General features: G+C 43.2%; 16 protein-coding genes. 9 read left to right on the top strand and 7 right to left on the bottom strand.

What is annotated here, in order from left to right:
* Positions 1 to 280: 280 nt before the first annotated feature.
* Positions 281 to 853 carry a manganese efflux pump MntP gene (locus O9290_RS02705; RefSeq protein ID WP_002756990.1) on the top strand — a complete coding sequence of 191 codons (573 nt, stop codon included), beginning with the start codon at positions 281 to 283 and terminating at the stop codon, positions 851 to 853.
* 26 nt (positions 854 to 879) lie between these two features.
* Here O9290_RS02705 and queC read toward each other — a convergent pair whose 3' ends face one another.
* The 5 genes from queC to O9290_RS02680 all read right to left on the bottom strand — a co-directional run bounded on the left by queC (position 880) and on the right by O9290_RS02680 (position 3,236).
* Positions 880 to 1,572 carry a 7-cyano-7-deazaguanine synthase QueC gene (gene queC / locus O9290_RS02700; RefSeq protein ID WP_288086661.1) on the bottom strand — a complete coding sequence of 231 codons (693 nt, stop codon included), beginning with the start codon at positions 1,570 to 1,572 and terminating at the stop codon, positions 880 to 882.
* Positions 1,572 to 1,934 carry an aspartyl protease gene (locus O9290_RS02695; RefSeq protein WP_288055864.1) on the bottom strand — a complete coding sequence of 121 codons (363 nt, stop codon included), beginning with the start codon at positions 1,932 to 1,934 and terminating at the stop codon, positions 1,572 to 1,574. The genes queC and O9290_RS02695 overlap by 1 nt, the downstream gene beginning before the upstream one ends.
* A complete protein-coding gene (locus tag O9290_RS02690; protein WP_002799114.1) occupies positions 1,931 to 2,248 on the bottom strand; it encodes a hypothetical protein in 318 nt (105 codons plus the stop codon). Before O9290_RS02690 ends, O9290_RS02695 begins: the two co-directional genes overlap by 4 nt.
* Positions 2,249 to 2,264: 16 nt before the next feature.
* Positions 2,265 to 2,441 (bottom strand): hypothetical protein, encoded by a 177-nt coding sequence (locus O9290_RS02685; protein ID WP_288055862.1) that lies wholly within the window; start codon positions 2,439 to 2,441, stop codon positions 2,265 to 2,267.
* A gap of 177 nt (positions 2,442 to 2,618) precedes the next feature.
* Positions 2,619 to 3,236, bottom strand: a complete 618-nt coding sequence (locus tag O9290_RS02680; RefSeq protein WP_149986200.1) for a 7-carboxy-7-deazaguanine synthase QueE — start codon at positions 3,234 to 3,236, stop codon at positions 2,619 to 2,621.
* Here O9290_RS02680 and O9290_RS02675 point away from each other — a divergent pair.
* The 3 genes from O9290_RS02675 to O9290_RS02665 all read left to right on the top strand — a co-directional run bounded on the left by O9290_RS02675 (position 3,213) and on the right by O9290_RS02665 (position 5,540).
* The gene (locus tag O9290_RS02675) at positions 3,213 to 3,770 is read left to right on the top strand and encodes a Ycf51 family protein (RefSeq protein ID WP_193960771.1); all 558 of its coding nucleotides are present in this window, start codon (positions 3,213 to 3,215) and stop codon (positions 3,768 to 3,770) included. The two genes, O9290_RS02680 and O9290_RS02675, sit on opposite strands and share 24 nt — an antisense overlap.
* A gap of 20 nt (positions 3,771 to 3,790) precedes the next feature.
* Positions 3,791 to 4,900: an iron-containing alcohol dehydrogenase family protein gene (locus O9290_RS02670; RefSeq protein WP_288055861.1), complete on the top strand. Its 1,110-nt coding sequence runs from the start codon at positions 3,791 to 3,793 to the stop codon at positions 4,898 to 4,900.
* Between the two features lie 418 nt (positions 4,901 to 5,318).
* Positions 5,319 to 5,540, top strand: coding sequence for a hypothetical protein (locus O9290_RS02665; RefSeq protein WP_002789274.1), 222 nt, complete (start codon positions 5,319 to 5,321; stop codon positions 5,538 to 5,540).
* Positions 5,541 to 5,695: 155 nt separating this feature from the next.
* Here the strand turns inward: O9290_RS02665 and O9290_RS28055 are convergent, their stop codons facing one another.
* Entirely contained in the window at positions 5,696 to 5,740 is a 45-nt protein-coding gene (locus O9290_RS28055; RefSeq protein WP_110980728.1) for a helix-turn-helix domain-containing protein, read from the bottom strand.
* Between the two features lie 89 nt (positions 5,741 to 5,829).
* Here O9290_RS28055 and O9290_RS02660 point away from each other — a divergent pair, with 89 nt between their 5' ends.
* The 5 genes from O9290_RS02660 to O9290_RS02640 all read left to right on the top strand — a co-directional run bounded on the left by O9290_RS02660 (position 5,830) and on the right by O9290_RS02640 (position 9,704).
* Entirely contained in the window at positions 5,830 to 6,963 is a 1,134-nt protein-coding gene (locus O9290_RS02660; protein ID WP_288055859.1) for a HetZ-related protein 2, read from the top strand.
* A gap of 131 nt (positions 6,964 to 7,094) precedes the next feature.
* On the top strand, positions 7,095 to 7,253 hold the full coding sequence (locus O9290_RS02655; protein ID WP_002750171.1) for a hypothetical protein: 159 nt from the start codon (positions 7,095 to 7,097) through the stop codon (positions 7,251 to 7,253).
* 2 nt (positions 7,254 to 7,255) lie between these two features.
* On the top strand, positions 7,256 to 8,770 hold the full coding sequence (locus O9290_RS02650; protein WP_288055858.1) for a cryptochrome/photolyase family protein: 1,515 nt from the start codon (positions 7,256 to 7,258) through the stop codon (positions 8,768 to 8,770).
* Positions 8,771 to 8,885: 115 nt separating this feature from the next.
* Positions 8,886 to 9,227, top strand: a complete 342-nt coding sequence (locus O9290_RS02645) for a translation initiation factor (RefSeq protein WP_002757007.1) — start codon at positions 8,886 to 8,888, stop codon at positions 9,225 to 9,227.
* Between the two features lie 9 nt (positions 9,228 to 9,236).
* Positions 9,237 to 9,704 (top strand): TspO/MBR family protein, encoded by a 468-nt coding sequence (locus tag O9290_RS02640; RefSeq protein WP_002757008.1) that lies wholly within the window; start codon positions 9,237 to 9,239, stop codon positions 9,702 to 9,704.
* A 365-nt stretch (positions 9,705 to 10,069) separates the two neighbouring features.
* Here O9290_RS02640 and cobM read toward each other — a convergent pair whose 3' ends face one another.
* Entirely contained in the window at positions 10,070 to 10,858 is a 789-nt protein-coding gene (gene cobM / locus O9290_RS02635) for a precorrin-4 C(11)-methyltransferase (protein ID WP_288055857.1), read from the bottom strand.
* Positions 10,859 to 10,919: the final 61 nt, after the last annotated feature.

The following is a 10,919-nucleotide window of genomic DNA, read 5'->3' as shown; positions in this document are numbered from 1 at the left end:
CCCATTTCTCCATTTTTTTGCTTACCTCCACCTTAATTCCTTCTTTCAAAACTATACCTATCAATCGTTTCCCCTTTTTTTAAGTTTCTTCTCTTTTTGTTAAGAAAGATCCGACTAATGGATAGCCCCGTTGATAAGGGGGGCATCTGACAACTTTTAACGCCTACCTACTTAGGTTAGAGAAATGATAGATAAATGAGAGGATCATGAGAGAAATATGAAAGTTTTCTGGGTAAAAATTAGTTAAGATAGGGGGAAATTAAAGGATAAACAACTATAGATGTTTACTTCACTCGAACTTTTAACCACTTCCTTTATTGCTGTGGGATTAGCCGCCGATGCCGTGGCCGTTTCTCTGACCAGTGGCCTGATGATTCGTCATATTCATGTTAATAAGGCTTTGAAAATTGCTTTGTTTTTTGGGGGATTTCAAGCGATTATGCCGATTATCGGTTGGGGTATTGGTCTAACTTGTCGCGATTTTCTTGCTTCTTTTGACCACTGGATCGCTTTTATTATTTTAGGGGCGATCGGCAGTAAAATGATCTACGAAGCTGTTCAAAATGATGACGAGGAAAAAAAATTTAATCCTCTAGATTCCTATACTTTAATCGGATTAGCGATCGCTACTAGCATCGATGCTTTAGTAGTTGGTTTGGGTCTATCGATGATTAAAACTCCCTTACTTTTAGCTTGCACTGTCATCGGTTCTATTACCTTTGCTTTATGTTTTATAGCTGTTTTTATCGGGCATAAATTCGGTAATTTATTTAGTCAAAAGGTGGAAATTCTCGGCGGTTTAGTTTTAATATTAATCGGCAGTAAAATCCTCATTGAACATTTAATCGCCTAGATTATCTCCATTTTTCACTATCCTCCCTATTTTCCCCGGCTGTTTTTCAACAGGGGAGTGGCTAATTCGGGATAACCAGCCTCAATTAAAGCCTGATCTCTGATGCGACAGGAATCGCATAAACCGCAGGGTTCAACTTCTCCTTGATAACAAGACCAAGTATCGGCAATGGGAACCCCTAAACTAACGGCACGACGGACGATATCTACCTTACTATCCATCACCAAAGGGGCAATTAATTGGGGTGCTTTTCCTTCTAAACCCGCTTTCGATGATAAATTAGCTAAAGTTTGAAAGGCATCTAAATACTCGGGACGACAATCGGGATAACCAGAATAATCCACCGCATTAATTCCTAAATATATCGCCTCCGCTTCCCTTGCTTCCGCTAAAGAAAGAGCGATCGAAATAAAAACTGTATTTCTCCCCGGCACATAGGTAATCGGGATAATATCTGGGTTAATTCCCTCTTGGGGAATAGCAATAGATTGATCGGTTAAAGCGGAACCTCCCCACAAAGATAGATTGACTTCGATCAGATGATGTTCTTTAATTTCGAGGAAATTAGCAATTTTTTTCGCCGCTGCTAATTCACGTTCGTGTCTTTGTCCATAACGAAAGGAAAGGGCGATTAATTGATAACCAGCCGCTAGAGCGATCGCTGCTGTTGTCGCTGAATCTAATCCCCCGGAAAGTAAAATAATCGCCTTTTTTGTCATTATCCTAATGTCACCTGTGTTTGTTGATAATTAGCTACTAAGATAAATTGTTTTAGCCACCGCGAACCTAACAAAATCTCCTGAATTGCCTCCCCTGCAAAAACGGGAATTTCGTATTCCTGACCATCAATTCTTACTCTGCCTAAATATATATCAAAAAATGCTTCTCCTTGAGCGGTTATCAATTTATTTTGTCGCAAAAAACGCCAATCAAGACTGTCAGCATCTTGACTATTTATGGCTAAAAACTCGGTAAAACCCGTATCCAGCATGACTTCTGCGGGTAGAATCAATCCATCATCGCCAACTAAATCGATATCAAAATAAATTTGTCCTTTGGTTCCAAATCTCCCTTCAATCATATTCTGCCACTAACTCCAGTTTCATTAATGCCAAAGATATGATGGATTTTGTCGGGATATTTTGCCCTTGCTTTTTTACTGGCCACTTCTTGATCGGGATCGATAAAATAATCGCCGCTATCGGGTTCGATCGCAATGTACCAACCATAATAATGTTTCATTAACCGGGGCTGTAAACTCTGAAAAATCGGCCAACAACGATGATAAAATTCTAATTGTCGGGCGCGATGTTTGGCCTTTTCTTCCTCTGTAGATTGCATCTCTGGAAAAACTCGACCACGACGCACTACTCGTTCAGAATTGTTGTTAGACATAGTATTTAACCTCTTGTTAGTAAATTAGGGTTTGGGAATTATGAATTATGAATTGGGGATTGGGGAGAATAAATAAAAAGTAATCTCCTGACTTGAAAGAGGGTGTAGGGTGTAGGGTGTAGGGTGTGGGGTGTGGGGTGTGGGGTGTAGGGAAGGAAACCTCTTTCATCTCTGGGGGTGAAAATTTTTTCATCGAGACTGACTCCTGATAACTGACTCCTGATAACTGACTCCTGATAACTGACTCCTGATAACTGACTCCTGACTCCTGACTCCTGACTCCTGACTCCTGACTCCTGACTCCTGATAACTGATAACTGATAACTGATAACTGACTCCTGATAACTGATAACTGATAACTGATAACTGACTAGCGGACTCCTAAAAACTTATGGGTTTGGAGACTGAGACGCCATTGGGGATGCCGGAGAACATAATTAAAGACTAACTCTTTGCTTTCCACTGTATTCCATTCGGGTTGCAGATATTTAATCACCCCTTCCGATAACTTACTTTCCTGCATAGATGCCCAGTCTAAATCCTCTGGATTAGCCACGACAATTTTTAACTCATTCACCCGTGCATAAATACTAGGATCGGGCATTTTATAAGTTTTAGGAGAAAAAGTCACCCAATCGAAAACCCCAGTAAAAGGATGAGCGCCAGAAGTTTCTAAATGTACCCGTAAACCCTGATTTTTTAATTCCTTGGTCAAAGGATCAAGATTGTGCATCAAAGGTTCACCCCCGGTAATCACCACCATAGCGGGGTTAGCTCCTTTTGCCATCTCTACCAATTCCCGCAGCGATTGTTGTGGATAACGGTGGGCATTCCAAGACTCTTTTTGGTCGCACCAAGGACAATAGACATCGCAACCTCCCAAACGGAGGAAAAAAGCATTGCTTCCCGTCCAAAAGCCCTCGCCCTGCACAGAATGGAAAGTTTCGACAACAGGATAGGTACAATGGTTTATGCTAACCGTTTTCATAGAATCATTATTATAGAAAATATGGACATTCCCCTGAACTTTGCCAAATACATCCAATGGTCTGGTATTGCCACGCTGGTTTTTTTGGTACTCACGATTATCGCTTTTCTCGTCGGTTGGGGAATCCGCTTTCGTCTCGTCGGTGTCACTAGCTTTATGGCTGTGTTGACGGTGGGGATTTTCGGTCTTGGGTTGGGACTGTTTACCCGTACCGAAATTCCGGGAGCGGTGAGATTCTCCCTTGTCTATGATAACGGAGCTAATCAAGCTGTTATCTCCCTGCCCAATACTGTTACTGCCGAGCAGGTGGAAGCAACCCTAAAACAAGCCGCTAGTGACCTGTTTTCCTCTGGTCGCGCCGGTGCTGGCGGTAATAATCAATTTATCATTAGCGCTCGCACTCTGGTTCACCCTCAGCCCGGTTTATCTGCTCCTTTGTACTTAGGACAGATTAAAAAATCCTTCTCCGCCCCGGGTGATAATACACCTGAACTACAGCTTTTTCCCGAAAGTTTCGCTAAACTTAGCCAATAATCCTGAGAGGTTGTCAAAAAATGTCCAATGCTGTCGCTGTTTTGCCCCTGTTAATCGCCCCCGCACAAGTGATTCGGGGTGACAATGCCCTAGAAGAATCCACCGGCAAATTAGCGGATTTGGGTAAACGTCCCCTCGTGGTGGGTGGCGATCGCAATTTAGCTTTTTTGTCATCTCCCCTGAAAAATCTCACTCCTAGCTATCACAGTTATGCCCCCGATTGTTCGGAAAATTCCCTAGCATATTTAAAGGCATCTGTCAAGAGTCATGAGGCAGATTTTATCATCGGTGTGGGTGGCGGCAAAGCCCTCGATACGGCCAAATTACTCGCCCATCAGTGCCATTTGCCGATCGCCACGATTCCCACCTCCGCCGCTACCTGTGCCGCTTGGACAGCCCTATCTAACGTCTATTCCGACGCGGGGGCGTTTCTTTACGATCTGTCCCTAGCCCGTTGTCCGGATTTATTAATTCTCGATTATGGTATTATCCAAACTGCCCCGAAAAGAACCTTAATCGCTGGTCTTGGCGATGCGATCGCTAAATGGTACGAAGCTTCCGTCAGTAGCGGTCATTGCACAGAAACCCTGATTATTGCTGCCGTCCAACAGGCCCGGGTTTTGCGGGACATTCTTTTCCAAAAATCCCCGCAGGCTCTGGAAAATATCGGCGGGGAGGACTGGAAACAGGTGGTAGATGCCACCGTTTTATTAGCCGGAGTAATTGGTGGTTTAGGGGGTGCTAATTGTCGTACCGTGGCCGCCCATGCAATTCATAATGGTTTAACCCATATTCCCGCTTGCCATCATGCCCTGCACGGGGAAAAAGTCGCCTACGGCATTCTCGCCCAATTGCGTCTAGAGGAAATAGTTTTGGGTAATCAATTAGCAGTATCGGCCCGGGGGCAACTAATCCAGTTTTATGAACAAATTGGTTTACCGAAATCCCTAGAGGATTTAGGATTAAGAGATGTTTCCCTGGCCCAGTTGCGCCACGCGGCCGCAATTGCCTGTCAGCCTAATTCGGACATTCATCGTTTACCTTTTACGGTTTCCCCCGAACAAGTTATGGCGGCCATGGTTTCCACTACCACTGCCGATACAATCGGGCAGAAAGTTAAAGCTAATTAACGGGAATATTTTCGGGACTGATTATTAACGGAGGCAGGGGGCAGGAGGCCGTTTTTGTAACGGGGATTTATGCCCCGCTCCCAAAACTTTTCGCCTTAAAAGGCGAGGTTTTAGACCCGATTTTTTTCGATAAAATTCTCACCTATAGCCCTAGGTTTTGAGCAGCAAATCAATCACAGCGCTCAACTAAACCATCCTGAAAGTCCCCCAAACCTGAAAATCCTGATGCTGACAATTAAAAGAATAATCACCCTGCAATTGTGGGTTGGGTTGAATGATAGTGAAACCCAATAGGGAGTAAGCGTTGGGGGTGGTGCGTTCCCAAATACAAATTAATGTTAAAGCCACAATGGTTTGAGGGAACGCACCCTACAGGCTCATGCTGAATAGGACAAAAACAAATGGAAGGAGTAAAAAAATGCCGACGATAGATATAGAGAAAACACGGCAAGCCTGGACAAACTTAAAGCAAATACTCTTTATCCCTCGCAACGAATCAGAATATGAACAATTAGTAATTATGTTAGATGATTTGATAGATGAAATAGGGGAAAATGAAAATCATCCTCTTGCTTCTTTAATGGAAATGTTGGGAATATTAATAGAAAATTATGAACAGGAGAATGTTCCCCAATTATAAATGGTAGGGGTGGTGCGTTCCCAAATATTGGTTAACCTTGAAATTGTCATGTTTTCAGGGAACACACCCTAGGAAGGGATGCGCACCGCAAAGCGGAACTCTTCGAGATCGCCCTAAATCCTTATCCGGCAAAAGACTTAATTGATTAGTTCGTTCTAGTCGGGTGTTGGGTAAAATCGGTAGCGATAGGCTTTCTCCATGGCTCAGGTTCTAGCATATATCGTGTAAATGCGCTAATATTCAAACTAAAGCCGTCCTAAAAAGACGGGGTTTGGGAATCAATTTTTCGATGACGACAATAATCGACGAGTTAAGGCAACAATGGCAAGATCGCCTCTCTCAAACAGAGGATTCCTTAACCGATCGCCAACGGGATACCATTATCAATTGGTTACTCGGTGAAGATAGCCAACGTTGGGAAACTTTGGACCAGAGAGATTTAGAAATCGCTAAACGGGGATTAGTCTATCTTTGGCAAATTTTACAGCAACGCTATCTCAAGGTTAGTCCCACCCGCGCCTATCGTAACCTGATCGATCGTCTCGGTGCTTGTGTCACTCTCCGGCAAAAAATTCGCACTTGGGTTTCCTTAAGTCGCGATCGTCGGCAAGCGGTGGCCGATGTCTTGCAGGAAATTATTCAAGAGATGTTAAATAGCGATCGCTATCTGCAATCCCAGTTAGCATGGATCTCTCGTTGTACCACCGATCAAGCTACTCGCGATCAGCTGCTGTTAGCCACCCTAGAGGAATACGCTCTGCGTCCGATCCGCAATCAACCCCTGTTAGCCTATCGTTTTGTTAATTATCTCCGTCGTCAATCGAGGAGCGGTATCACTAATGTGCCGCAGCAAGAAATAATCCGGATTCTCTCGGATGAAATTAGTGGCGATGAGGGGGAAAATAGCTTAAGTTTACTGGATCAAAATGCGATCGCTATCTACGAAGATCAACGCACTTCCCAAGAAGCGCAAATTCAACGGGCAAAAGTTCAAGAGAGTTTTGCTAGGTATCTAGAGGAAAATGTTAGTCCGGAGGCGGTGACTTGGTTTAACCTCTATCTAGGGGGCGAAAACCAAGATGCGATCGCAAAGGCGATGAATATTCCCGTCCAACGGATTTATCGTCTCCGGGAAAAAGTTGGCTATCATGCGATTAAGGTTTTTGCCCTCAAGGAAGGGACAGAATTAATCAGTGAATGGTTACAAATCAGCCCGAAAGAGCATAATTTTGGCTTAACTCTCAGTCAATGGCAAAGTTTCTATGCTGCCCTTTCTCCCACGGGTAAAAGCGTTATCGATGGCTTAAAAGCGGGTAAAACCCTTGAGGAAATCGCTGGCGAATTAAACTGTAAACGCACACAAGTGGTCAAAGAATGGACGCAACTTTATCTAAGCGCCCAAAGTCTCAGGACAAAAACCTAATCAGTTATCAGTTATCAGTTATCAGTTATCAGTTATCAGTTATCAGTTCACTGAGAAAACTCCCCACACCCCACACCCCACACCCCACACCCCACTTCCCATCCCCTTTTTGATTTTTGACTTCAAGAAATATGTGGATTATTAGCAAAAAAGTCGGGGTATTTACCCATTATTTAACCTCTACGGGTACATTTACCCCCAGCATCGACAAAGCCAGTAAATTTTCTGCTCGGGAAATGGCGGATATTATGGCTAAAAAATACGGGGGAATAGTCGAGGCAATGAAATAATTATGACCATTGGTATTTGGATTTTAGGGGATCAATTATGGACAAGACAAGCGGCCTTAGCTAATCGTCAAGCCTATTCACAGGAAACGCCGGTTATTTTAATTGAATCCCACAATCATATTCGACAAAGACCCTATCATCAGCAAAAATTAGTTTTAATCTGGTCGGCGATGCGTCATTTTGCCGAAGAATTAAAAACTTTAGGATGGTCTGTTACCTACGAAATTGCAGAAGATTTTGAACCAATTTTATCTGCTTGGATTAAACGATTAGGCATTGAAGAATTACAGATCATGATGCCTAATGATTTGCCCTTTCTTAGATTAATTAAAAATCTCAATTTAGACTGTGCTATAACCCTAATTGATAATAATCACTTTCTCTGGACAAGGACAGATTTTAATAATTGGGCTAAATCTCGTAAAAGACTATTACTAGAGGATTTCTATCGAGAAAGTCGCAAAAAATGGCAGATTTTAATGGAGAATAATCAACCCATAGGAGGACAATGGAACTTTGATAAACAAAACCGCAAACCGCCCAAGGATGGATTAAAAACTGCTGCTCCTCTTTGGTTTGAACCCGATGAAATTACCCTTCAGGTTATCGCTGATGTGGAAGCTTTAGATATTCCTAAATATGGAAAAATCAAACCTTTTCGCTGGGCAGTAACCCGCAGACAAGCTTTACAGGTTTTGGAGCATTTTATTACTAATTGTCTGCCCAACTTTGGACCCTACCAAGATGCGATGATAACGGGAGAAGAAACCCTCTGGCATTCCCTATTATCTCCCTATCTTAATCTAGGATTACTAACGCCGTTGGAAGTGATTCAGGGGGCAGAAATTGCCTATAAAAAAGATAATTTAGCCCTAAATAGCATCGAAGGATTTATCCGTCAGGTGTTGGGATGGCGGGAATATATGCAGGGAATTTATCATTATCTGGGAGAAGATTACGCTAATCTCAATTGGTTTGAGCATCAACAACCCTTACCGGCTTTCTTTTGGGATAGTAACCAAACCGAGATGAATTGCCTCAAACAAGTATTATCACAGGTGGAAAATACTGGTTATGCCCATCATATTCAAAGATTAATGATTTTGAGCAATTTTGCCTTAATTTTTGGTTGCTCTCCCCAAGAGATTGAAAACTGGTTTCATAGTGTTTTTATCGATGCCTACGATTGGGTAATGCAGACTAATGTGTTGGGAATGGGACAATTTGCCGATGGGGGAATTCTCGCCTCCAAACCCTACGCCGCCTCGGCCAACTATATTGATAAAATGAGTGATTATTGTCGGGGTTGTCTGTATAAAAAAAATGAACGAGTCGGGGAGTTTGCCTGTCCTTTTAACTTTCTTTACTGGGATTTTTTGGCACGACATCGAGAAAAATTAAAATCCCAAGGTCGAGTTAATATGATTTTAGGTCATCTCGATCGAATGTCGGCAGCTGAACTTAATCAAATGCGCTGCCAGTCCAACCAATTAAGAGCTATCAGTCGTCAGCTTTGAATCAGTTATCAGTTATCAGATGCCAGTTTTCAGTTCACTGATTACTGTTTACTGTTTACTGTTTACTGCTCACTGAAAAACCCCCAACCCCCAAACCCACTATGATAATTGCTATATGAGTAAATCAAAAGAAAAAAACCGGATTGCCTATCAGGAATTTGGAGATAAAAGCAATTCTCAAGCTTTTGAGCGTTCCATTCCTGAATTACCCCCAAATCAGCAGAATTTGCGAGTTCAAACCTCCCGCTCCGGTCGTGCGGGAAAAACCGTTACCATGGTTACAGGTTTTCAATGCCAAACCGAAACTCTGACGAAATTATTAAAACAGTTAAAAACTGCTTGCGGAACGGGTGGTACAGTGAAAGAAAATACCATTGAGATCCAAGGAGATCATCGCCAAAAAATTCTCCAAATTCTCATTGAATCGGGTTACAAAGCCAAAATTAGCGGAGGATAGCTTAAAATCATGATTCCCTCTTGGTTGCTTATCGGTGTCGTCGGATTTTTGGTAGCGTTAGCTGGGGGATTACTCAATTCTCGCGATGTACGTTGGTTTGCGCGATTGCGTCGTCCCGATTGGTTAACCTTTGAAAGATTAATCCCTCTTATCTGGACAATTATCTATATTTGTGGGGCAATTTCTGCTTATTTAGTCTGGGAAGCTCAACCGGCTAATCGCTGGTTTTTGATGGCTTTTTATCTGTTGGTGGAATTGACTATTACTGCCTATACTCCCGTCACCTGTAAACTACGCAGTCTCAAAGCGGGAACGATTATCGGAGGTACGGGTTTTTTCTTGGGTTGTCTTCTGGCGCTCTTGGTTTTCCCTGTTTCTTCTTGGGCGGGCATCCTACTCCTACCCTACCTGATTTGGAGTCCGATCGGTACCTATGTGACTTGGGAAATGATCCATCTCAATCCTCGGGATGTATAGATAGGTAAAGTGGGATGGGTTAAAAATTAACCCATCCCACAGATCTTATTGCCATCTACCAACTTTAAAATCTAGACTGTTTTTTCCGCTCTAACTCGCTCTACCCTGCGAGGAATGGAGCAATCAAGGAAGTTAGGAACCTCCTGACGACAGTGAGGACAATACCAGTAGGCACGACCAACCACAAGGTGACGAAGGGTAATTCCCGAACACATAGGGCAGTTGTGCATGGATTGTTAGACTAATTTTAAAAGCTTTTAAAATTGTCCTACCTCCTGAAATAATCCTAAACAAAATCGCCGCTCTTTAACTCTAACTTTAGGTAGAAACCTAGTGTTTCTTTCGATAGACTTCCCAGAAAATACCTAAGGATGAGGACGGAAAAGATGGGAGTGTTGCGGGTGATAAAGTTGCGATCGAGTTCCTGTAATCTGGTTTAAAGCGGGACTAATTAGATAAAGGGTAGTTCTAGTTAAATTTTCTCGATGGGTTAATTGGGCCATCTCTGACAGGGGGACAATCCAGATTTTTTCGTCGGGCCAACCGAGACGGAAACAAACGGCCACCTGTTGCTCTGGCTGGTAGTATTGTAGGAGTTTTTCCTGGGCTTTGTCAACGTGACGAGCGGCTAAATATAGGCATAAACTGGCTTTATGAGCGGCTAAAGAGGCTAATTCTTCACTTTCTGGTATATGAGAGGCTTTTCCTTCCACCCGGGTTAGAATAATTGTCTGGACTAATTCCGGAATCGTTAATTCTAGGGCCAATTTGGCCGCTAATCCTTGAAAGGCACTAATTCCGGGGATTAGCTGAAAGGGGATATCTGCTGCTGTCAAAAGATGAATTTGTTCTTGGATGGCACTATAGAGACTTAAATCCCCCGATTGCAGTCGCACCACCGCTAAACCCCGACGCACGCGATCGATCATTAAAGGGATAATTTCCTCTAGGGTGATGCTACTGGTGGGAATTAACTCGGCATCTTGACGAGTATCCTCAAGAATCTGTTTAGGGACGAGGGAATCAGCAAAGAGGATAACATCGGCTTTTTGGAGAATTTTATAGGCTTTTACCGTCAATAATTCCGGATCTCCGGGGCCCGCACCAATAAAATAGACGGCCGGGGAGAGCGCCGAGGAGTCAATTAAAGTCATACTAAATCCTGTTTACAAGGGAAGTGGGGTGTGGGGTGTGGGGTGTGGGGTGTGGGGAAGT

The sequence above is a fragment of the Microcystis sp. LE19-41.2A genome (assembly GCF_027530405.1).
In the GTDB taxonomy this organism is placed as follows: Bacteria; Cyanobacteriota; Cyanobacteriia; order Cyanobacteriales; family Microcystaceae; genus Microcystis; species Microcystis aeruginosa.
The sequence above is the reverse complement of the archived record's forward strand: the minus strand, read 5'-3'. Positions and strand labels throughout refer to the sequence as shown.

Bases quoted from the DNA above. Each gene is read 5' to 3' on its own strand.
- O9290_RS02705 (WP_002756990.1), top strand. From the start codon at position 281: ATGTTTACTTCACTCGAACTTTTAACCACTTCCTTTATTGCTGTGGGA.
- queC (WP_288086661.1), bottom strand. From the start codon at position 1,572: ATGACAAAAAAGGCGATTATTTTACTTTCCGGGGGATTAGATTCAGCG.
- O9290_RS02695 (WP_288055864.1), bottom strand. From the start codon at position 1,934: ATGATTGAAGGGAGATTTGGAACCAAAGGACAAATTTATTTTGATATC.
- O9290_RS02690 (WP_002799114.1), bottom strand. From the start codon at position 2,248: ATGTCTAACAACAATTCTGAACGAGTAGTGCGTCGTGGTCGAGTTTTT.
- O9290_RS02685 (WP_288055862.1), bottom strand. From the start codon at position 2,441: ATGAAAAAATTTTCACCCCCAGAGATGAAAGAGGTTTCCTTCCCTACA.
- O9290_RS02675 (WP_193960771.1), top strand. From the start codon at position 3,213: ATGGTTTATGCTAACCGTTTTCATAGAATCATTATTATAGAAAATATG.
- O9290_RS02680 (WP_149986200.1), bottom strand. From the start codon at position 3,236: ATGAAAACGGTTAGCATAAACCATTGTACCTATCCTGTTGTCGAAACT.
- O9290_RS02670 (WP_288055861.1), top strand. From the start codon at position 3,791: ATGTCCAATGCTGTCGCTGTTTTGCCCCTGTTAATCGCCCCCGCACAA.
- O9290_RS02665 (WP_002789274.1), top strand. From the start codon at position 5,319: ATGCCGACGATAGATATAGAGAAAACACGGCAAGCCTGGACAAACTTA.
- O9290_RS02660 (WP_288055859.1), top strand. From the start codon at position 5,830: ATGACGACAATAATCGACGAGTTAAGGCAACAATGGCAAGATCGCCTC.
- O9290_RS02655 (WP_002750171.1), top strand. From the start codon at position 7,095: ATGTGGATTATTAGCAAAAAAGTCGGGGTATTTACCCATTATTTAACC.
- O9290_RS02650 (WP_288055858.1), top strand. From the start codon at position 7,256: ATGACCATTGGTATTTGGATTTTAGGGGATCAATTATGGACAAGACAA.
- O9290_RS02645 (WP_002757007.1), top strand. From the start codon at position 8,886: ATGAGTAAATCAAAAGAAAAAAACCGGATTGCCTATCAGGAATTTGGA.
- O9290_RS02640 (WP_002757008.1), top strand. From the start codon at position 9,237: ATGATTCCCTCTTGGTTGCTTATCGGTGTCGTCGGATTTTTGGTAGCG.
- cobM (WP_288055857.1), bottom strand. From the start codon at position 10,858: ATGACTTTAATTGACTCCTCGGCGCTCTCCCCGGCCGTCTATTTTATT.